The following is a 21161-nucleotide window of genomic DNA, read 5'->3' as shown; positions in this document are numbered from 1 at the left end:
GAATGTTCAGATAATCAGGTTACTGTGAATAGTGTTTCCATTATCATCTACGTTGTGTAATGACTGCGCGGATTTAAAATGTTAAAATTTAAGTGGCATGTTTTTCCTTATGCTTGGCGGGTTACACAGGTTGGGGAATAAAAAAAGGCCGGAAAGTCATCCGGCCTTTTTATTTGTATAAATAAATCTAACAATCGCCTTCTGGCGTACATACTGCACCTTCTACGGTGCCGGAAGTTTTCTCATCTTCCTGCACTTTTTTGAAAGTTTGTGTAAACACTTCTAACGGCTGTGCGCCTGAAATAGCGTACTGCCTGTTAAATACAAAGAAGGGCACGCCTCTTACTCCAATTGAAGAGCCTTCTGAAATGTCTTTGTGTACAGCGCTTTTATAAGTATCGCTCTGCAACATTTCTTTTACTTCTGTTTCATTCAGACCTATTTCTTTACCGATAGCGATGAGTGTTTCATGATCGCCCACGTTTTTGCCTTCTGTGAAATAAGCGGCGAATAGTTTTTCTTCGGCGATGTGCTGCAAACCGTGTTTGGCCGCGAGGTGCGAAAAGCGATGTGCATCCAGAGTATTGGCAGGAATGGCTTTATCGAAATCATATTCGAGTCCCAGTTGCGCGGCCATACCGCTTACCTGGTTGCCCACTTCTTTTGCATATTCTACCGTCCAGCCTTTTTTTTCTGCCAGCATATCGTGTACGGTTTGTCCCGGTGTATATTGCAGTTGCGGGTCCAGCTGGAAACTCTTCCACTCAATTTCTACCTGTTCCTGTCCACCAACCTGCTCGAGTGCCTGCTCAAACCGGCGTTTGCCGATGTAACAGAATGGGCACATTATATCCGACCATATTTCAACTTTCATAATTATAATTTTTAAATTCTGGGTAGATGGGAGTGGCGAAGGCCAGGTCTACCATCTCCTGCAAAATTATCGTAAGTTTGCTATACTTTGGTAACCACTATCCTTTAGGATACCGGTACCCTGTAGCCACTAAATACAAATATATGTCCAGGATAAAACAAGCCGAAGCCTATCCGGCCAACGCCACCGAGGTTTGTAAAAAAAGCCTCAACGCCATTCGTGATGCCATGTATGTAATGGGTGGCAAGTGGAAACTGCCGATCATCATCGCCCTGCTGGAGGGTGGCCCGCAACGTTTCAAAGAACTTCAGCGGTCGGTGCAGGGCATCACCCCTAAAGTATTATCTAAAGAACTGAAGGAACTGGAGTTAAACGAATTTGTTACTCGCACGGTGTACGACAGTATGCCGGTGGCGGTGGAGTACAAAGCCACCACCTATAGCCGCTCGCTCGATAAGGTGATATTGGAAATGAAGGAATGGGGAGAACAACACCGCAAGCGCATTATGTCTAAAAACAAACTGAAGAAAGCCTGACCCCCCTAAAGTTTAAACATCCCGTATGGAGAACGAGAACAAGCAAAGTGCCTACTTTATTACCCGCTGGCAGTCCCAGATCAAAAAAGGGCTTTTCGAGTATATCATTATGCTGCTACTGCAAAGTAAGGAGCGATATGGTTATGAGCTGATCAGCGAAATAAAGAAGCTGGCCGATATGGATATTGCAGAAGGCACTATATACCCGCTGCTCAGCCGCCTGAAAAAGGAGAAGTTGTTAGACTCGCGCTGGGTGGAGATGGAAGAAGGCGTGCCACGCAAATATTACAAACTTACCGAACAGGGCAACGAGTACCTGGAAGCTATGTACCAATACCTCGGCGAACTAATGCAAGCCATCAGCGAGATCAAAAAAATCTAAAAACCAGCCACGTATAAAATGCCCGATATGAATACAGATAAACAATATATCCTTTCGCTGGACTTAGGCTCTGCCGCAGCCGGTGTGGTATTGTTCAACAGGGAGGGAAAGGTTGTAAAGCAGTTACAGAAAGAATACGAAAAATATTACCCCCAGCCGGGCTGGATAGAAGTGGACCCGAATGAGATTTGGTTTACCATGCTTTCGGTAATTGAAGAATTGTTAGAGGAAACCCGCGTACAACCCGGCGACATAGCTGGCATTGGTATTGCCAACCAGCGCGAAACCACTGTGATATGGGATAAAGCGAGTGGTCATCCCATTTATAACGCAATTGCCTGGCAAGATCGCCGTACCTCTAAAATATGCGATGAGTTCCGCTACCAGGGCTTTTCAGAACTCATTCGTCAAAAAACAGGTTTAATTCTCGACGCCTACTTTTCCGCCAGCAAAATCAGCTGGATATTAGATAATGTACAGGGCGCGCGTATTCGTGCAGAGCAGGGCCAGCTTGCGTTTGGTACCATCGATTCGTGGCTTATCTGGAAACTTACCGGCGGCAAAAAACATGTAACCGATGTAACCAATGCATCGCGCACCATGTTGTTCAATATTCACGAACTGCGGTGGGATGAAGAATTATTACGCCTCTTCGGCATTCCGTTCCAACTGTTGCCTGAAATATGCAGTAACAGCGAGATCATTGCTCAAACTGCACCGTCCTTATTTGGTGCTGGTATACCTATTGCCGGTGTGGCCGGCGACCAGCAGGCAGCCTTGTTCGGTCAGATGTGCCTGGAACCGGGGATGGTGAAAAATACCTATGGTAGTGGCTGTTTTGCACTCATGAACATTGGCGAATCGCCTATCATTTCCCAACACAACCTGCTTACAACGGTCGCCTGGAAAATAGGCGGTAAGGTAACCTACGCGCTGGAAGGCAGTGTGTTTGGCGGCAGTTCCGTATTCAGGTGGATAAGGGATGGTTTGGGGTTGATAGAGTCTACCGCAGAAATAGAAGCCCTGGCGCAAACAGAGCCCGACAATGGCGGTGTAATGTTCGTACCCGCACTGAGCGGCCTCGGCGCACCTTACTGGGACCCATACGCACGTGGGATGATCATTGGTATTACACGCGGCACCTCCGCGGGTCACATTGCGCGCGCTTCACTGGAGGGCGTGGCGCTGGGTATTTACGATGCACTGCAGGCCATGGAAAAGGACAGCGGCCGTTCGATTACAGCGCTGCGTGTCGATGGTACCTCTGCCGGTTACGACTTCTTCATGCAAATGCAAACCGACATACTCCAATATCCGATCATGCGGCCGGAAGTGATGCCGGTGGGTGCTGTTGGTGTTGCTTACCTGGCAGGTCTGGCCACCGGTTTCTGGGAACTGTCTGAAGTACGTGCGCAGTACCGCATCAGTAAAACATTTCATCCCGATGAAAGTAATGACACTACCGCTGTAAAGCAAAAGTGGCAGAAAGCAATTGCACGTGTGAAGAACTGGGATTTGTAGATTGTACAATCTGATAATTCATTTATACTTTTTGAAAAGATGGGATATGCCGGGTACATAATCTGTAAATTGGCATATTCCACTTTTAAACAGTTGTTAGATGAAACAGAAAAGCATACTCCTGTTATGCGTATTGTTGCCGCTGGCAGCCCTCGCGCAAAAGATCGAAAACTTCAATGCAAAAGGCGACCAGTTTACGCGCTTCAGCACCGCTGGCGACGCCATAGATGCGCATGATGGAGAAATTGCCCGGTTCAATGGTGTGTATTACCTGTATGGCACCAGTTACGACTGCGGGTTTGCCTGGGGTAAAAAAGGAGCGCCCTTCTGCGGATTCAAAGTATACACCTCCACCGATCTTCAAACCTGGACTGATAAAGGCGCGCTCTTCGACGCCAGTACACAGGTATGGCAAACGCGCTGTAACGGTAACACGTACGGCTGTTTTCGTCCGCATGTGGTGTACAACCAGCGCACCTCCCGGTATGTACTCTGGATTAACGTATATGATAATGTTTCCGGCTATCGTGTGTTTACCAGCAAAAGTCCTGTTGGCCCCTTTGTGGAAGTAAAGGAGCCGGTAGTGGCGGTAAATGCCAATGCTCCCGCGGCAGGACTCAACAACGGCGATCACGATCTGTTTATAGATGATGATGGCAGCTGTTACCTCGCCTACACCGACTGGCGCGCGAAAGGAACGATCGTTATCGAAAAACTTACCGATGATTATCTTTCCGGCACTGGCGAACACGTAAAGGCAGTAACACCAGGCAACACTGAAGCACCAGGACTGTTTAAACGTAAAGGCAAATACTATGTAACGTATTCTGACCCCAACTGCGGTTATTGCTCCGGTACCGGCACGTCTTACCGTACCGCTTCCTCGCCCTTAGGTCCCTGGTCCGAAGGCATAAAGATCAGCGATAACTCCTGCGGCGGTCAGCCTTCATTTGTATCTGCCTTTAAGTTGGGGAAAGATTCCATTTACCTGTACGGCAGCGATTTATGGAATAATGCCGCTAAAAATGAAGCCCTTGCTAACTACTACTGGACGGTGTTAGAGTTTACGGAAGATGGTGCCATTAAACCGCTAAAGTGTAACCCATCGCCGGTAAAAGGTTACCGGCTGCAATGCGACATCTCCCGCAACATACAGCGCTCGCAATCTTTTAAAGCCGCCCGTAACGGTACTTTAAAAGCCATCCAGCTCACTTCGTTCAAAAACACCGATCCCGATTCAGCATTGGTCGTCGCGATTTATGCTGCCGATGCTTCATTCAAGCCCACTGGTCAGCCACTGGCGGTTTCGAAAGTGGAAGAAGGAAAGATAGGCTGGTCGGCTAAAGGTATTAGATGTAAATTCAGCCTGAAGTTGCAGAAGGGTAAGTCTTACTGCATGGTGATAAGTACGAATGCTTCCGCAGGTTGTTATGGTGTAGCTTATAATGATGATGGGATTAGTAAGGGCGTGCAGGCTTACAGCAAAGACAATGGAAAAGTATTTGAGGAGGAAAAGGGGCGAAGTTTGAAGTATGAGTTAGAGTGGAGGTAGGTGTGTGGTTGCATTGTTAAACACCTCTCGCTTGTGAGTCTAAGTTCTTTTCACTTCGTTGTGGGATGGTGTATACACCGCCCGCTGCCCAATTCTAAGTTCGAATTTGAGTTCTTCTTTGTGAGGCGGTGTATATACTGCTCCTGTTCGGCCTTAAGTCTAAGCACGAATTGAAGTTCGATGTATACACCTCTTACGAGCGTAAGTTTTTGGCGTGCGGTGTATACACATCATGCCAAAACTCCAGCTAAGATAGCCGGCTCCGGTGTCAGTTACCTACCCGGAAAAGTATCCGCATATAAGAAAAACCCTCCCTAACTCCCGGCCACTATACTGCAGCAAAACCACCGCATCTTTCAATATTAATACTTTTTTCTCCCTAAATGATATCTCATATGCCTAATTCACTACAAATATGTACCTCTAAATACACTGTATCGCAATCCGATGTACCTTGTATTGAAATGTGAGTATCTTTACAATGTACCAGGCGGTACTTTGGGTAAAATAAATATCGTATGACCAGGGACGCGGCAATCGGCGAACTGAAAAAGAAGGTTAGGGAGGGAGCAGAGTGGGACGTAGTAATTATCGGCGGTGGGGCTACCGGCCTCGGCGCAGCTTTGGAAGCAGTAACGAGAGGTTATAAAACTTTATTGGTAGAGCAGGCGGACTTCGCCAAATCTACCTCGAGCAAAAGTACCAAACTGGTACACGGTGGTGTACGTTACCTCGCACAGGGCGATGTGGCGCTGGTGCGCGAAGCAAGTATAGAAAGGGGCCTGCTCACGAAGAATGCGCCGCACCTGGTACACAACACCTCCTTCGTTATCCCTGCTTATTCGCTTTGGGACAGTATTATGTACACCGTTGGTTTAAAGTTGTACGACTGGATGGCAGGTCGCCTGAGCCTCGGCCGTTCCCGTCACATTTCTAAATCCGAAACGCTGAAACGCCTGCCCACGCTATCACCCAAACGCCTGTCGGCCGGTATACTTTACCACGACGGCCAGTTTGACGATTCGCGGCTGGCTATTAACCTGGTACAAACGATTGCTGAGCATGGCGGACTGGTGTTGAATTATGTAAAAGTAAAAGGACTGGAAAAGAACGGCCGCGGCAAGATCGTAAAAGTGCTGCTGCAGGACGTGGAAAATAACGAAACTTACAAGGTGGTAACAAAGGGCGTAATAAATGCCACTGGCGTGTTTGCGGACGATGTACTGCGTATGGATAACCCTGGCGCAAAACATAGCATTGCCGCCAGTCAGGGTGTACACCTGGTGCTCGACCGGGAGTTTTTGCCGGGCGACGATGCGCTGATGATCCCCAAAACCAGCGATGGACGTGTGTTATTCGCAGTGCCCTGGCATAATAAAATAGTAGTAGGCACTACCGATACACCGGTGAATTCTATCAGCCTCGATCCATTGGCGCTGGAACAGGAAATTAGTTTCATACTGGCTACGGCCGGTGCTTACCTGAACAAACCGCCACAGCGCAGCGATGTAAGAAGTGTGTGGGCTGGTTTACGGCCACTGGCAGCACCACAAGGCAACAGCGAAAAAACGAAAGAGATATCCCGAAGCCATAAAATAACTATATCGCCCGCAGGTTTGATAACCATCATCGGCGGTAAATGGACAACCTTCCGCAAAATGGCGGAAGATGTTATCGACAAACTGGAAGAATCGCATGGATGGCCGGCTACTGGTTCGGTAACAAGCAATCTGCCGCTGCATGGGGCTTTGGAGAAAGTAGACTTCCACAACCCGATGTACTTCTATGGCGCAGATGCTGCACTGGTAGAAGCCCTGGCCAGCCAGGAGCCTGCCCTGAAAGAAGTACTCAGCACCAGGTTGTGTATTATTAAGGCGCAGGTGATTTGGGCGGCAAGAAACGAAATGGCGCGCACCGTGGAAGATGTGCTGGCGCGCCGTATCCGTGCGCTGTTCCTGGATGCAGAAGAAGCTGTGCGTATTGCCCCCCAGGTAGCCCATATGCTGGCTGGAGAACTGGGGCATGACAAGGAATGGGAACAACAACAACTGGAAGAATTTCGGGCGTTAGCAAAAACGTACATGCTGAACTGATCTATTTAAAACCACGTTAAAAACTGAATTGAACACGTAATGAATTAACACAACCAATATCTGGCTATACGCCTCATCTAAACTATCGACAGGATTTATTACAACAGTATTACCAGCAGATCAGAACAAACTTTGGTGCCGCAGCGCATGTGCGGCCCCGGATTAAACGGTGTAAACATCGCAGATGTAGCGCAGGCTGGTAAACGCAGCCAATGGCGCTTCCATCCGTGTTCTCCGCTGGTGATTTATTAAGACTCCACAGACAAGACATCAATCCAAAATTTCACGCGTTAAACGGTTTCCACAGAGAATTATTAAAAAAATCAATTTTGTTGAATGAAACACTTTCTACTATTTATCACCGGCCTGCAACTGGGTGTCTGCACAATGGTGTCGGGTAGCGCTTCCCCCGCTGCGGCAGCGGCTTCCATGGCTTTTACTTCTTCAGGGAAACTTCAGCAGGAGGAAGTAGTGGTGCGCGGTAAAGTAACGGACGAAAAAGGTGAAGCGCTGATTGGCGTAACTATCCACCTGAAAAACTCCGGAAAAGGAACTACTACCGATGCAAAAGGCGCATACATGATTACACTGCCCCCGTCAGGCGGAGTACTTGTATTTACCTACCTGGGCTTTATTTCGCGTGAAGTAACAATTAAAACAACACAACAGTTAAACATAGTTTTGAAGGAAGATCCGAAGTCGCTCGACGAAGTGGTGGTGACGGCGCTTGGCATTAAACGGGATGAAAAGGCACTGGGTTATGCTACTACCGTGGTAAAGGGCGAACAGCTTACAGATGCATTGTCCAGTAACTGGACCGATGCACTGTCTGGTAAGGTAGCGGGCCTTAACCTCGTAAGATCCAATGGTGGCCCAACCGGTTCTATCAAAATCGTGTTACGTGGCGAGAACAACCTTACCGGTAACAACGAAGCACTGGTGGTGGTGGATGGTGTGATCGTGAGTGGCGGTGGTGTTGGTGGAAGTGGCCGGCGTACAGCAGTAGCGGGCGAAGTGCCTTATGGTACAGGCAGCGATAACATGCCTGCCGACTACGGTAGCGGTCTTAACGATATTAACCCGGAAGACATTGAGACGATCACGGTGCTGAAAGGTCCTGGTGCGGCTGCACTGTACGGTCAGAACGGCGCTAATGGTGCGATCATCATTACTACTAAATCCGGCAGTTCCAGGAAAAAAGGATTGGGCATTACCGTGAATTCCAATGGTTCCATGGAAACTGTGAACCGCTGGCCCGACCTGCAGTATTTGTATGGGCAGGGTACCGGGGGCCTCAACTATTACTCTTACCTGGCGTCGCCCGATGGTAATAACACCAGTGCTACCAGTTCTGCTTACGGTCCTCGTTTTAATGGGCAAATGTTTTACCAGTATGATCCTGAAACGCAAACGCAGGCCAAAGAAAGATCATTGTGGAAGCCTTATGTAAACTCTACCCGCGATTATTTCGAAGCCGGTAAAACCCTTACAAACACGATTAGCGTGGATGGTGGTACGGACAAAACGATTGCCCGTTTCTCTGTTACGAATGTGCAGAACAACTGGATTATGCCGAACACTGGATACCAGCGTAACACCGTTGCTTTTTCTGTAAACTCTAAACTGAATGATAAATTACAGATATCCTCGAAGGTGAATTATACGAACAAAAAGAGTGATAACCTTCCGGGTACCGGTTATGGCAACCAGTCTATTATGTACTGGTACATTTTCTGGCAGCCCAATGGCGACCTTAACTGGTTGAAGAATTACTGGGCGCTGGGTAAAGTGGGCCGCGAGATTGAATTCCCTTTCTCCAGCTTTCCCGAAAACCCGTACGCGGTTGCATATGAGTTCCAGAACAAATCGAACCGTAACAGCGTTACCGGTAACGCCACCGCTACGTACAGTTTCACGAAGGAGTTAAGTCTGCAGTTAAGGGCTTCGTCCGACCTTTCGTTCGAGCGCCGCGCGCAGGAACGTCCGTTTGATGCCGGCAGTAAATTCCGCTTAGGCAGTTACCGTACACAAAACATCTATTCACAGGAGGTTACCGGCGATTTCCTGCTGAAGTATAATAAAAAGATCAATAAAGACTTTGATGTATCGGGTACGTTAGGTGGCAGTACCATGCGCAATTTCTATAATAGAGATGAAGTACGTGCCGACTCCCTTATCGTTCCGGGTGTATACTCCATGACAAATGCTGCGGGCCCTAAGGTAGCCATCCCTTACAAATCGCAGATTGCACTGAATAGCTTTTACGCACTGTTCTCTGCATCTTATAAAAACTTCCTGTTCCTGGATGTTACTGGCAGGCAGGACTGGAACAGTACGCTGGCTACCCCTATCCGTACCAGCAACGCCGGTTTCTTCTATACATCGGCTAATACAAGTTTCATCTTGTCTGAAGTAGTAAAACTGCCTGACGCCATTTCTTTTGCGAAGCTGAGGTTCTCTGCATCCAGCGTTGGTAGCGGCGGTACAACGCCTTACTATACTGCTTACGGTTATGAAAGTCCTGTTAACTTCGATGGTTACCTGCAAAATCCGACGCTTGTTACCAATCCCAATCTTAAACCACTGCGTACCACCACATTTGAAGTGGGCACTAACGTGAGGTTCTGGAAAAACAGGGCTGGCATTGATATCGCGCTATACGGCGGTAACACCAGGGACCAGATCCTTACCCGCGTAATCGATCGTTCGTCTGGCTGGGCCAATGCAGTGATCAATACGGGTAAGGTGCAGAACCAGGGCATGGAATTTACACTGAACGGCACACCTGTATCTACCAAAGATTTTAAATGGAACAGCAACATCGTTTACTCCTTTAACCGCAATAAAATCCTCGAACTGCCCGATACATCGATCGTGTTGCGTACGGGTCCCATTGGTGGCGGACAGATCGTAGCAAAAGTGGGTGGCAGCATGGGAGACCTTTACGGGCGTGGTTACCTGAGAGCGCCGGATGGTCAGGTTGTATACGACGCCAGCAGCGGTTTCGCCAAACTGGCCGACGATGTAATTCACCTCGGTAACACAATACCGAAAGGTAAGCTCGGTTTCAGTAACGACTTTACTTACAAGCAATTCCGCCTCAATGTATTGTTCGATGCACAATGGGGTGCGGTAGCACATTCGCTGATGCACCATAAACTGGCGGAACAGGGTAAAACGATGAACACGGTGCCCGGCCGGGAAAGTGGTGTAATCGGTAACGGTGTGGTGGTAGACGCAGATGGAAAATATGTGCCCAACACAAAGGTGGCCACGGATATTGATAACTACTACCGCTCTCATTACGGTATCGATAACGCAGAAGGTAATACGTTCTCTACCGACTTCATCAAATTCAGGGAAGCCAGGCTGGACTACACCTTTAAGCCTGCCATGCTCAATAAGATCGGGTTACAACGGGTAACCCTTGGGGTATACGGGCGTAACCTGTTCATCTGGTCGCCATGGCCCATGTTCGATCCTGAATTTGGTACGATCAGCGGAACAGATATAGTACAGGGTTTTGAGATCGGCCAGTTCCCATCTACCCGCACATTTGGTTTTAACCTAGTTATTGGACTTTAACCTGAACGAAAATGAAGCAGTTTATTAATAAAATATCAGGCGCTGTGCTGTTGTTCGCCCTCTTTTTAAGTTCCTGTACAAAGGATTTTAAGGAGATCAACACAGATCCCAATAAAACAACAACCGCCCTGCCGCAGCAGTTGCTGGCGCCGGCGCTGGTAAACATCGTTACTTATAACATGATACGTAACCGCAATTTCAATAATGAACTGATGCAGGTTACGGTAGACATGAACGATTCTGACGGTCGCGTGTTCCGTTACGACTTTAACAACACCTGGGCCGATTACCTGTACAATAACTGGTACATTCAACTGTCGAACTTAAAAGACCTTTACAGGGTAGCTGCGGACACTACCGGTCCAAACTACAACAAAACCTATATGGCCATCTCGCTCATCTGCCAGTCGTGGGTTTACTCCATGCTTACGGATGCATATGGCGATGTTCCTTATTTCAATTCTAACAAAGGCCGCGACAGTGTTATTTACGAGCCAGCTTTTGACAGGCAGAAAGATATTTATTTAGACATCTTTAAACAGCTGGAAACGGCTAACACGCTGCTTACGGGCGCAGCTGACCTTACCGTTACTGCGAGCGATCCGATATATGGAGGTAAAGCATCTCTATGGAGAAAATTCTGTAATACACTTTACCTGCGTTTGCTACTGAGGATATCCGGTAAAACGGAAGTGGCGTCGGACGTAATCGCTAAGTTCCAGCAAATTGTGGGAGATAATGTTACCTACCCGCTCATCAACAGTAATGCGGAATCGGCCATCCTCAAATGGACAGGTGTAGCTCCCTATGTTAATCCCTATGTAACCGGCGTAAGGGAACAGGATTTCCGCGCTCCGGGTATTGCCAGTTTCTTCATTGATCACCTGGTATCCTGGGACGATCCAAGGCTGAATATATCGCTTGGTGCGAATGGTATTAACAGGTGGGGTATTGCACAGTCGTCCGAAGGGTTTAAAGGTGTACCCAGCGGTTATTTGCCAGGACAGGGCGGACCGAAAAAATCTTACTTCTATTCCAATACCTCCACCACATCCATGCAAACAGATGCGCTGGCAGGTATGATCCTGAACTTTGCAGAATTAAAATTCATGCTGGCGGAGGCTGTTGTTAAAGGCTGGATTACCGGCTCTGCCGAAACCTACTACAACGATGGCGCTAAAAACAGCATCACGCTGTGGATGCCTGCCTGGGCGGTGGATATTAAAACTTTTCTTACCAACGCAGATATTCCATGGGATGATACATTGCCACTGGAAGATAAAATGGAGAAGATCCATCTGCTGAAATACTATGCTTTGTTCCTTACCGATTTACAGCAGTGGGTAGAGTACCGCCGCACCGGCCATCCTGTATTACCCAAAGGCAACGGGTTAAGCAATGGTGGTGTAATGCCGGCACGTTTTAACTATCCGCTGTATGTGCAGTCTGCAAACCCCACCAATTACAAACTGGCTGTTGCCGTTCAGGGGCCTGATGTAATCTCTACCGAAGTATGGTGGCAGAAAAAGTAAGTATCAACATTCAAGTAAAAAGAACACGATGAACAACATTATTAAATATTCCGTCTTCCTGGCTTTGTTTATAAGTTTTTGGGCTTGTGAGAAAGATAAGACCTATCCCGGTGCCGTAATTTACCCGTACCTGCCCATGTACGACCTGCGCAGCATTTATCATGGTAAAGACGTGCCTTTGTCGAAGGAAACCATGTTTGGTTGCGATAAAATTACCGGGGTTGTAGTATCCGATCATACAGGTGGTAATATGCCCGCCGGTTTACTGATTATGCAGGATTACCGCCGCCTTAACCTGCTTCGTGGTATAGCTATTGAGTTAGGGAATGATGCAGCTACTTTCGTGCCGGGCGATTCGCTGATCGTAAACCTTGCAGGTAAAGTAATGACTAAAAAAGAAGGAATTTTACGCATTACAGGTGTTACCACCGGCGATATCACAAAAGTATCTTCCAATAATACGATTCCGGCTGTACGCGCCAACAGCAGCCAGATACTGGCTAACCCGGATGCATATGAAAGTGTATTGTCGGTATTGGTAAAGGGCGGCTTTAATCCATTGCCTGCGCCCACCGATAAGTTCGGGGGCAAAGACTGGGTACTGAATGATGGTTTTGGTAACATCACGGTATCGACCACTGCCGGCGCTACCTTTGCCGACAGCCTGCTGCCGGTAATGGCCAATTACCGCGGTATCGTATTTAATAAAGAAGGCAGCGATGGGAAGTCTGTTCCCATTTTTCGCCTGCGTACCGGTAAAGATTATGATATTCTCAGTTCCGTAATCGAACTGCAACCCATCCTGATCACCGGTTTTTGCAGCGATCCGAGAATAGCTTCTGATGGTAACTATGAATACGTGCAGATGATGGCCACCAGGGATATCGACTTCGCTGTAACGCCATATTCACTGGTATGGAACAATAATGCAGGTGCATCTAACCCCACCGGGGCGCCGAATAAGGGCTGGGCTACGGGTGTTGACCGTACCTATAAGATCAACATCAACTCGGGCACTGCTGCAAAAGGCACCTTCTTTTATGTTGGCGGTAAATTCAAACTGATTAACGGTGATCTTTCTACCGATATTTCTTCCGTTAACTGGGTGAAGAATTACGACTATGTAACTAAAGCCGGCGAAGGATTTGGCGTGGCTAAAAATGGCTGGTTGGCTAACAGTGGTAATGCCTTTGGTATAGCTGTTTTCGAAGGCGTTACTGTAACTGCCGATACTAAACCTGTAGATGTAATATGGGTAAACGGTGGTGGCAGTCTTTATAGTGCTGGTCCGCCACCACTGGGATACAAAATCGCCAATACCGACTGGTATGATGTGGTAAATCCGCTTGAACCATCCATTCAACAGCCTTATTTCAGGATGGGTACCAATAACACCTTCCTGGCTTATAACACCGGCGACCTTGGGTTCTTTTATATCCTGGGCGGTGAGTACAATGTTGGTTTAGGCCGCTGGACAAAAGCCAGAACACAAACGAATGTATTGATGACAAAGACTTCCCAGCTTTCAGAAATTCAGAACGATTCGCTGTCAACAAAATTATTCATACAATAAACGATGCCCGGGGCTGGATCGTATCCAGCTCCATTTTATCTTTCTCATATAAACCGATCCGATTTTAATGAACTGGTTACAACCGCCGGTCCCGAAACCTTTGCAACCTGCAGATGTGATAGACCAGGACTACAAGAAGCTGAGGTGGCAGGTGTTTATAGGCATATTTATAGGATATGCAGGGTACTACCTGGTGCGAAAGAACTTTACACTCGCCATGCCCGACCTCGCGGATAAGGGATTTTCTAAAGGAGAGTTGGGTATTGCCTTGTCCGGCGTATCGGTGGCATATGGCATTAGTAAGTTTATCATGGGCAACCTGAGCGACCGTAGCGATGCGCGTAAATTCATTACTCTCGGCCTCGTGCTGTCGGCGTTAACAATGTTGTTGATGGGCCTTTTTCCCTGGGCTACCAGTTCTATCGCCATTATGTTTACGCTCTTGTTCGTTAATGGCTGGTTTCAGGGTATGGGCTGGCCGCCTTGCGGAAGGGTAGTGGTACACTGGTTTTCGTTGAAAGAAAGGGGGACCATGATGTCGATTTGGAATGTAGCCCATAACGTCGGTGGTGGTCTTATTGGTCCGCTGACGATACTGGGGATGCACCTGTTCGGCGTATGGGAGAGTAAATTCTTTTTCCCCGCCGCTGTAGCTTTTGTGGTAGCCGCCATTGCTTACTGGCTTGTACGCGATACGCCGCAGTCATGCGGTTTACCGCCGGTGGAACAATACAAAAACGAGTACCCTGCCGACTATGCTGCCGATCATGAAAAGGAGCTAACGGCCATGGCTATATTTAAGAACCATATTCTTACCAACAGGTTGTTGTGGTACATCGCACTTGCTAACGTATTTGTGTACCTGCTGCGTTACGGTGTGCTGGACTGGGCCCCTACTTATCTGAAAGAAGCAAAGGGTTTCTCGGTAAAAGAAACAGGCTGGGCTTACTTCGCGTATGAGTATGCAGGCATTCCCGGTACATTGTTATGTGGCTGGATAAGCGATAAGATATTCCGCGGCCGCCGTGCCCCGGCAACCGTTATTTATATGTTACTGGTGCTGGTAGCCGTAGTCGTATACTGGAAAAACCCTGCGGGCAGACCCTGGGTGGATAATGCCGCGCTGATCGCTATCGGCTTCCTGATATACGGGCCGGTGATGTTGATAGGTGTTCAGGCCCTTGACCTGGTGCCGAAAAAGGCTGCAGGTACTGCGGCGGGATTAACCGGTTTGTTCGGTTACCTCGGAGGCGCATTGTTCGCTAATGTGGCCATCGGTTACATAGTAGATAAATGGGGATGGGATGGTGGTTTTTATGTCATGATCGCTGCCTGCATACTGGCCATCTTCTTTACCGCTCTTACCTGGAACCGCGAGAAGCTCAATGTGGGCGTGCGGTAAAACTTAGCGATTTCATAACATCGTGTACGGGGCGGCTTGCCTGTCACGGCTTTACTTTGCAGCCAAATTTTTACATAAACATGGATAGGCGTAATTTTCTTTACCTCACTTCTTTGATCGGTGCAGGTATACTTTCAGGGGCCGACAGGGCTTACTCTGCAATCGTAGGTGGTAAAGCTACCAGGGTATCGGGTAAGGTAACTGCTAATGGTAAAGCCCTTAAAGGTGTTGTAGTGAGCGATGGTTTTTCTGTAGTAACCACTGATAGCAAAGGTCGTTTCGGATTTACTGCCAATGAAAAAGCGGGATTCGTATTCGTAAGTGTGCCTGCCGGTCACGAAATCCCGGTAAGCAAAGAGGGGCTGGCTGCTTACTTCCAGCCACTTGAAGCAAAAGATGCACAAACCATCAACTTTACGCTTACACCACTGGCCAAAAACGACGACGAGCATAACTTTATCATATGGGCCGATCCACAGATCCGCTCCAAAGACGATGCAGAAGAACTGATCACCAAATCTGCCCCGGATACAAAGGCTTTGATCGATAGTTACGGCAAAGACGCGCTGTGGCATGGCATCGGTTGTGGTGACCTGGTATGGGACAAACACGATTTGTTCGACGATTATATTCAGGCGGCTACGGTTACAGGCATTCCTTTCTTCCAGGTAATTGGCAACCACGATCTTGACTATCGTCAGGGTGGCGACGAAACGAGCGACCGCACTTTCAAGAAACTTTTCGGCCCCACTTATTATTCCTTTAACCGTGGTAAAGCGCATTACGTAGTACTCGATAACGTGTATTACCTCGGCAAAGAAAGAGAGTATAAAGGTATGATTACGGACGAGCAAATTGCCTGGCTGAAGAAAGACCTGGCAACAGTGAAGCCAGGCAGCCTTGTTATCCTGAGCATGCACATTCCCGCTTATACGGAGGCTTTCAAACGGGCCGGTGCCGATTTGCCCAGCCCCGGTGGTGTTACCGAAAATCGCGCTGAGTTGTATGCGTTGCTTAAAAACTATAAGTCGCATATCATGAGCGGTCATACCCACTTCAACGAAAATGTACTGCACGAAGGTGTATTCGAACACATACATGGTACGGTATGCGGCGCCTGGTGGACTGGCGCGGTTTGTGGAGATGGTACTCCCGGTGGTTACGGCGTGTATGAAGTAAAAGGTGATGATATGAAATGGTATTACAAGGGTGTGGGGCAATCAAAAGATTACCAGGTCAGCGTTTTCCAGGACGAGATCGATCCTTCGAACATCATTGCCAATGTGTGGAACTACGACCCGGCCTGGAAAGTAGAACTGACGGCAGATGGTAACAAGCTGGGTGATATGAAGCGTTTTAACGGCTTCGATCCGCTGGCGGTAAAGCTGTACAAGGGTGCTGAGCTGCCGGTTAAACATAAGTTCGTAGAACCCAGCGCTACCGATCACCTGTTTAAAGGAGTGATCCCTTTGGGTACACGGTCGGTAACGGTAACCGCGACCGACAGGTTTGGCGCGGTGTATACACAAACATTAGCCTTACAAGGCAAGCAGCCTAAAAAATAGGAACAGATGAAATTACCTTTATCCGGATTACTTGCCGCATCTTTGTTGTGGACGGCCTGCGCCTCCTCTAAACGTATGACAGCGCAAACTAACGATGCAACCTTTCCTGCCTTCGATAAGGAAGGCCACCGCGGCAGCCGCGGCCTCATGCCCGAGAACACCATTCCGGCCATGAAGAAAGCAATTGATGTAGGTGTAACCACGCTGGAAATGGATGCATCTGTCACAAAAGACAAACAGGTAATCGTTTCGCACGATCCTTACTTCAACCACGATATCACCACCACACCCGAGGGCAGGTTCATCACTAAAGAGGAGGAAAAGCAATACGCACTTTTCTCTATGAACTATGAGGATATCAAACGTTTTGATGTAGGGCAGAAAGGTAATCCCGGCTTTCCGCAACAGCAGAAGATGGCCGTACAAAAACCACTGCTCGCCGATCTTATCGAAGCATCTGAAAAGTATGCCGCCGAAAAGGGCGTAAAGCCTGTCTGGTATAATATCGAAACCAAATGCAGGCCTGCTACCGACGGCGTGTTACATCCCGCTCCCGAAGAGTTCGTGAGCCTGCTGATGAAAGTAGTGGAGGAGAAAGGTATTACACCGCGCACCGTTATCCAGTCGTTCGACAGGCGAACATTGCAGGTGTTGAACAGGCAGTATGCAGGTGTTAAAACCTCTTACCTGGTAGAGGCTTCCAATAAGAAAACGCTGGCCGAAAATCTCGCCGATCTTGGATTTATGCCTTTCGCTTACAGTCCACACTACACCATGGTAACCGCCGAAATGGTAAAGGCCTGTAAAGATGCAAACATAAAACTGATCCCATGGACGGTAAATGATAAAGCAGAAATTATCCGCTTAAAAAATATGGGCGTCGACGGTATTATATCCGACTACCCCAACCTTTTTGCCGAAGCAGGATTTTAACACACACTTATAACTATATCGCAAATGACCGGTACTCCTGCCGGTCATTTTTTTTATCATTGAACAAACATCAAACCCTTACCCAGCCGCCGTTGTGTCACTCCCTTCACCCGCAACAATTCTATTCACCCAAAATGAAGTCATCTTTCCCCTATATTTGCATTTCTGCCAGGGAGTATTGTTAACCCGCATTCAATTGCCCGGAATGCACAAGCCATCATAAATGATTTCATTCTATGATCTCGACTGCATCATTGAACTCAATGAAAAACGCCAAACGGAGTATTTGGAAGCCTATCACAAAACGCAGGACAAGTTTACGTACCTGATGATCTTATATTCAGTGGAGGCTATCTTCCTGATGCCGGTTGTAGAATCGCTTTTTTTCTCTAAAGTAAATTGCAACTGGTTCTTTCATTTGTCGTTTTACCTTTATGGGGTACTATTTCTAAGTTCATTTATTTATAGCATAAGGTTATTAACTCCTTCGTCGATTTATTACGTAGACAAACCAAAGAAATTTTATGTAGACCTGAGAAGAAAGTATGAGAACTCTGGATATAGATATGATGAAATTGACCTGAAGTTAAAGGCGTCCTACATCGATGAATTAGAATACGCGATAGGCGATAACCAGGCGATCTTAAATGCGAAAGTGCGGTTCTATAAATATGCGTACTTCTTTTCCATTTTGGCATTGTTCCCATATATAAGCTGTATCGTTTTTCAATTGAATATTAATAACGATCCGGTATATAAAGTAGAGATAGTAGAAAATTTATAATGAATAAATAGGATGTTATGTTTACAAAATTCATCAAACGGTTTTACAAGTATCATCCCAAGCCATTGCCCGATCTGCCTGGTATAGATCCGGCAACTATTATACCCAGCCGTCCCGAAGGCTGGCACGATTGGTTCGGCCTTGTGTTAGATCCTCAGGATTTTCACCGGGAAACGATTGCCCGCCTTGAAAAGGAAGGTTTCTTTGAGAGAAATAAGGTGAAGAAGGAGGCTCCTTTAGCAGATGTGCCTCCCCATGATACAGGAAGTTAACAGCCTATGGGTTGTTAAAGATAGTATCAAACATCCCCCGGGGTGCCTATATCCATCCTGTACAGGATCGCTAAAGGGTCCTGAAGGGAACTAGCCACTATGCTTAATCCTGTCGTATGGAAGGGTAAATGGGAAGATAAGGGGGAGAGTGATGGTGTATTACCATTTGTTCAGTTTTTTGTTGTGGTTGAAGGGAGTGACACAACGGGGGCTCAATAGGGGAGTAATGCCTGTTCCATAAATAAAAACCGGGCACAAAACAGTGTTTATGCCCGGCAATGATGTTAGTGTTCAGTTACATCCACTTTACTTTCTCTTCCAACGGCTTTGTCCTTTTACCGGGAGCGAGCGTAACGTCGGAGTAGCCCAGGTAGATAACACCCAGCACTTTGTCTTCTTCACGCAGGCCCAGGAACTCCTTCATGGCAGGGTTATAGGCCATACCACCGGAACCCCAGTAAGCGGAAATGCCATCAGCGGCAGCACCCAGCAACAGGTTTTGGGTAGCGGCAGCAGCAGAGGCAATCTCTTCCAGCTCGGGGATGTTCGGGTTGGTACCGCGTTTCATTACCGAGATAATGACATGCGAAGCCTTATCGCCCATCGTGGCCAGTTTGTCATAAGTACCAGGGATATAAGCTTCGCCGCGTACTTTCTTATAAAGTTCTGCATGGTCCTGGCAAAATTGTTTCACCTTTTCGCCAGCGTACACAAAAAAGAACCAGGGCTCTGTATAAGCGTGGGTTGGCGCCCAGTCGGCCAGTTGCAATAGTTCCTGTACCTGTTCGTCAGGAATCTGCTGGCCATTCATTCTTTCTGGTTTCACCGTACGGCGGTGTGTAATTACGTGCTTCAGGTAAGCAGGTTGTTCTGTAAATGTTGTCATCTTATGCGTTTCTCGTTTATCCAATCAATTTTTCTTGCAATATGTCGGGCATGCGGGCCACTTTACGCTGACTGTAATCAAAACAGATCATGCCCGTTTTGCCCTCGGCGATAGGCAATTTTTTACCTTCACGCTCCGTACTCAGGCGGTACAGCAACTCAAATCCAAAGGGAGATAGCTCGTCGGCAGTTACTTCCACCACGAACACATCGCCCCTGAACCCTTCTCCTTTATATACGATCGCTACGTCCGACATGATCATGCCTACCCCGTAAGCATCCAGTTCGGTACAGCCAATGCTGTTTAAGAACTGCAGGCGGGCTTCGTGCATAATCGAAAGAATAGCGTCGTTGCCAACATGGCCGCCATAATTCACATCCTGTATGCGGATGGGTATTTGTGTAGAAAATTTAAACTGTTCCGGTAAGCTGATCTTAACTCTGGCCATGTATATTTAAAATGTAGACGATAAAACGGGAGGGATATTTCAGGCAGGCTGCTGCTCCTTCAGGAAAGCTACCAGTTTTGAAAAGGCTTTTGCGCGGTGACTGTAACTGTTCTTTTCGCTCATTTCCATTTGCGCGAAGGAGCGGTCGGCACCGGATGGTTTAAAGATGGGATCGTAACCAAAACCCTTTACACCTGTTGTGCTTTCGAGTATTTCCCCTTCGCAAATGCCTTCGAACTGGTGTTCCTGCTCGCCTAACCGTAATGAAATAACAGTACGGAACTGTGCCTTACGGTTGGGTTGTGACTGTAGGTTAGTCAGCACCTTCACGATATTGTCTGCCGCTTCCTTCTGCTCGCCCGCATAACGGGCCGATAACACACCAGGTTCTCCGTTCAGGGCGTCTATCTCCAGGCCGGTATCTTCCGAAAAACAGTTTTTGCCTGTCATATTATATATAACCGTCGATTTCTCGCGGGCATTATCTTCCAGGGTGTCATGCGGTTCGGGTATGTCGATATCGATGCCCGATTCTTTCAATGTGATGATCTCGAAGGCATTGCCTAACATGGCGCGTACCTCTTTTACCTTATTATCGTTGTTCGTCGCAAAAACTAAAACCATTCCTTATAAATTAAATAATTTTTGAAGTCCCATCCATAACCTGCCTTTCAGGGTTTTGTCGGAACCAATGAAGGTAAGGTCGTGGGAGAAGATGGCGGTAACATTATTGATAGTCACCAGTTGGTAAACCGGTGCTTCCACGGCAAGCTGGTCGGGCGCAATGCCGAATATAACCACACGCTGGAAGTTCACCACCTTTTGCCAGTCTGCCAGTGTTAACGCAGTGTAATGGGCTACATTTGCGAGTGCTACATCCTGCATGCCCAGTTTACAGGCGTTTAATATATTCGTAAGCAGATTGAATGATTCTTCATTTAAATACGCTTCATTTTCGTTTTGTATGAGTAGCAGTATGTTTTTTTGATTTTCGCCTAAATATTTGACTTTAGGCAGCTCTTTTTGTACCACCGGCCCTGCCTGCTTTTCTTCCGGAATAATAGGCTGGGTATACATCTTAGCCAGTAAGTACGGGTCCAGTTGCACTGCTGAAAGGCTCATATATATATTATTAAAGATTTATGCGACCATCCCCGCTTGGGGAAAAATCAGTTTATTTGCAGATCATTCGACGGGTAAATGATCCGGAAAGTGTAAAAATA

The 21161-nt window shown here is 47.5% G+C and carries 18 protein-coding genes; 13 read left to right on the top strand and 5 right to left on the bottom strand.

Features of this window, described 5'->3' with window-relative positions; all coding sequences use genetic code 11:
- Window positions 1-187: 187 nt before the first annotated feature.
- Complete coding sequence (locus tag QZT80_RS05815; RefSeq protein ID WP_295118990.1) at window positions 188-874, bottom strand: DsbA family oxidoreductase; 687 nt, start codon at window positions 872-874, stop codon at window positions 188-190.
- Between the two features lie 26 nt (window positions 875-900).
- Between QZT80_RS05815 and QZT80_RS05810 the strand changes: the two genes are divergently transcribed.
- The 13 genes from QZT80_RS05810 (at window position 901) to QZT80_RS05750 (ending at window position 18604) form a co-directional block, all read left to right on the top strand.
- Window positions 901-1410 carry a winged helix-turn-helix transcriptional regulator gene (locus tag QZT80_RS05810; protein WP_367112854.1) on the top strand — a complete coding sequence of 170 codons (510 nt, stop codon included), beginning with the start codon at window positions 901-903 and terminating at the stop codon, window positions 1408-1410.
- 25 nt (window positions 1411-1435) lie between these two features.
- Window positions 1436-1792 carry a PadR family transcriptional regulator gene (locus QZT80_RS05805; protein ID WP_295118987.1) on the top strand — a complete coding sequence of 119 codons (357 nt, stop codon included), beginning with the start codon at window positions 1436-1438 and terminating at the stop codon, window positions 1790-1792.
- Window positions 1793-1819: 27 nt separating this feature from the next.
- The gene (glpK, locus tag QZT80_RS05800) at window positions 1820-3313 is read left to right on the top strand and encodes a glycerol kinase GlpK (RefSeq protein ID WP_295118985.1); all 1494 of its coding nucleotides are present in this window, start codon (window positions 1820-1822) and stop codon (window positions 3311-3313) included.
- Window positions 3314-3413: 100 nt separating this feature from the next.
- On the top strand, window positions 3414-4865 hold the full coding sequence (locus QZT80_RS05795) for a family 43 glycosylhydrolase (RefSeq protein WP_295118982.1): 1452 nt from the start codon (window positions 3414-3416) through the stop codon (window positions 4863-4865).
- 518 nt (window positions 4866-5383) lie between these two features.
- Window positions 5384-6958, top strand: a complete 1575-nt coding sequence (locus QZT80_RS05790) for a glycerol-3-phosphate dehydrogenase/oxidase (protein WP_295118979.1) — start codon at window positions 5384-5386, stop codon at window positions 6956-6958.
- Between the two features lie 336 nt (window positions 6959-7294).
- On the top strand, window positions 7295-10543 hold the full coding sequence (locus QZT80_RS05785; protein WP_295118976.1) for a SusC/RagA family TonB-linked outer membrane protein: 3249 nt from the start codon (window positions 7295-7297) through the stop codon (window positions 10541-10543).
- 11 nt (window positions 10544-10554) lie between these two features.
- Entirely contained in the window at window positions 10555-12075 is a 1521-nt protein-coding gene (locus tag QZT80_RS05780) for a SusD/RagB family nutrient-binding outer membrane lipoprotein (protein WP_295118973.1), read from the top strand.
- Window positions 12076-12103: 28 nt separating this feature from the next.
- Window positions 12104-13648, top strand: coding sequence for a DUF5689 domain-containing protein (locus tag QZT80_RS05775; RefSeq protein WP_295118970.1), 1545 nt, complete (start codon window positions 12104-12106; stop codon window positions 13646-13648).
- Window positions 13649-13715: 67 nt separating this feature from the next.
- Window positions 13716-15050: a glycerol-3-phosphate transporter gene (gene glpT / locus QZT80_RS05770; protein ID WP_295118967.1), complete on the top strand. Its 1335-nt coding sequence runs from the start codon at window positions 13716-13718 to the stop codon at window positions 15048-15050.
- Between the two features lie 80 nt (window positions 15051-15130).
- The gene (locus QZT80_RS05765) at window positions 15131-16615 is read left to right on the top strand and encodes a calcineurin-like phosphoesterase family protein (RefSeq protein ID WP_295118964.1); all 1485 of its coding nucleotides are present in this window, start codon (window positions 15131-15133) and stop codon (window positions 16613-16615) included.
- A gap of 6 nt (window positions 16616-16621) precedes the next feature.
- On the top strand, window positions 16622-17548 hold the full coding sequence (locus QZT80_RS05760) for a glycerophosphodiester phosphodiesterase family protein (protein WP_295118961.1): 927 nt from the start codon (window positions 16622-16624) through the stop codon (window positions 17546-17548).
- A 223-nt stretch (window positions 17549-17771) separates the two neighbouring features.
- Entirely contained in the window at window positions 17772-18332 is a 561-nt protein-coding gene (locus tag QZT80_RS05755) for a hypothetical protein (RefSeq protein ID WP_295118957.1), read from the top strand.
- Window positions 18333-18349: 17 nt separating this feature from the next.
- Complete coding sequence (locus QZT80_RS05750; RefSeq protein ID WP_295118955.1) at window positions 18350-18604, top strand: hypothetical protein; 255 nt, start codon at window positions 18350-18352, stop codon at window positions 18602-18604.
- Between the two features lie 295 nt (window positions 18605-18899).
- On the opposite strand, the gene QZT80_RS05745 is transcribed toward QZT80_RS05750, so the two are convergent.
- The 4 genes from QZT80_RS05745 to QZT80_RS05730 are packed head-to-tail and all read right to left on the bottom strand — an operon-like array spanning window position 18900 to window position 21060.
- Window positions 18900-19490: a nitroreductase gene (locus QZT80_RS05745; protein WP_295118952.1), complete on the bottom strand. Its 591-nt coding sequence runs from the start codon at window positions 19488-19490 to the stop codon at window positions 18900-18902.
- Between the two features lie 16 nt (window positions 19491-19506).
- The gene (locus QZT80_RS05740) at window positions 19507-19938 is read right to left on the bottom strand and encodes a thioesterase family protein (RefSeq protein ID WP_295118949.1); all 432 of its coding nucleotides are present in this window, start codon (window positions 19936-19938) and stop codon (window positions 19507-19509) included.
- A 39-nt stretch (window positions 19939-19977) separates the two neighbouring features.
- Window positions 19978-20562 (bottom strand): RdgB/HAM1 family non-canonical purine NTP pyrophosphatase, encoded by a 585-nt coding sequence (rdgB, locus tag QZT80_RS05735; protein ID WP_295118946.1) that lies wholly within the window; start codon window positions 20560-20562, stop codon window positions 19978-19980.
- A gap of 3 nt (window positions 20563-20565) precedes the next feature.
- Window positions 20566-21060, bottom strand: coding sequence for a hypothetical protein (locus QZT80_RS05730; RefSeq protein WP_295118944.1), 495 nt, complete (start codon window positions 21058-21060; stop codon window positions 20566-20568).
- Window positions 21061-21161: the final 101 nt, after the last annotated feature.

Origin of the sequence: uncultured Chitinophaga sp. (assembly GCF_902168175.1) — a bacterium.
Classification (GTDB): domain Bacteria; phylum Bacteroidota; class Bacteroidia; order Chitinophagales; family Chitinophagaceae; genus Chitinophaga.
Note: the sequence above shows the minus strand (reverse complement) of the source record. Positions and strands in the feature narration are given on the sequence as shown.

Coding starts and splice junctions, on each gene's coding strand:
- QZT80_RS05815 (WP_295118990.1), bottom strand. CDS start 874: ATGAAAGTTGAAATATGGTCGGATATAATGTGCCCATTCTGTTACATC.
- QZT80_RS05810 (WP_367112854.1), top strand. CDS start 901: ATGGGAGTGGCGAAGGCCAGGTCTACCATCTCCTGCAAAATTATCGTA.
- QZT80_RS05805 (WP_295118987.1), top strand. CDS start 1,436: ATGGAGAACGAGAACAAGCAAAGTGCCTACTTTATTACCCGCTGGCAG.
- glpK (WP_295118985.1), top strand. CDS start 1,820: ATGAATACAGATAAACAATATATCCTTTCGCTGGACTTAGGCTCTGCC.
- QZT80_RS05795 (WP_295118982.1), top strand. CDS start 3,414: ATGAAACAGAAAAGCATACTCCTGTTATGCGTATTGTTGCCGCTGGCA.
- QZT80_RS05790 (WP_295118979.1), top strand. CDS start 5,384: ATGACCAGGGACGCGGCAATCGGCGAACTGAAAAAGAAGGTTAGGGAG.
- QZT80_RS05785 (WP_295118976.1), top strand. CDS start 7,295: ATGAAACACTTTCTACTATTTATCACCGGCCTGCAACTGGGTGTCTGC.
- QZT80_RS05780 (WP_295118973.1), top strand. CDS start 10,555: ATGAAGCAGTTTATTAATAAAATATCAGGCGCTGTGCTGTTGTTCGCC.
- QZT80_RS05775 (WP_295118970.1), top strand. CDS start 12,104: ATGAACAACATTATTAAATATTCCGTCTTCCTGGCTTTGTTTATAAGT.
- glpT (WP_295118967.1), top strand. CDS start 13,716: ATGAACTGGTTACAACCGCCGGTCCCGAAACCTTTGCAACCTGCAGAT.
- QZT80_RS05765 (WP_295118964.1), top strand. CDS start 15,131: ATGGATAGGCGTAATTTTCTTTACCTCACTTCTTTGATCGGTGCAGGT.
- QZT80_RS05760 (WP_295118961.1), top strand. CDS start 16,622: ATGAAATTACCTTTATCCGGATTACTTGCCGCATCTTTGTTGTGGACG.
- QZT80_RS05755 (WP_295118957.1), top strand. CDS start 17,772: ATGATTTCATTCTATGATCTCGACTGCATCATTGAACTCAATGAAAAA.
- QZT80_RS05750 (WP_295118955.1), top strand. CDS start 18,350: ATGTTTACAAAATTCATCAAACGGTTTTACAAGTATCATCCCAAGCCA.
- QZT80_RS05745 (WP_295118952.1), bottom strand. CDS start 19,490: ATGACAACATTTACAGAACAACCTGCTTACCTGAAGCACGTAATTACA.
- QZT80_RS05740 (WP_295118949.1), bottom strand. CDS start 19,938: ATGGCCAGAGTTAAGATCAGCTTACCGGAACAGTTTAAATTTTCTACA.
- rdgB (WP_295118946.1), bottom strand. CDS start 20,562: ATGGTTTTAGTTTTTGCGACGAACAACGATAATAAGGTAAAAGAGGTA.
- QZT80_RS05730 (WP_295118944.1), bottom strand. CDS start 21,060: ATGAGCCTTTCAGCAGTGCAACTGGACCCGTACTTACTGGCTAAGATG.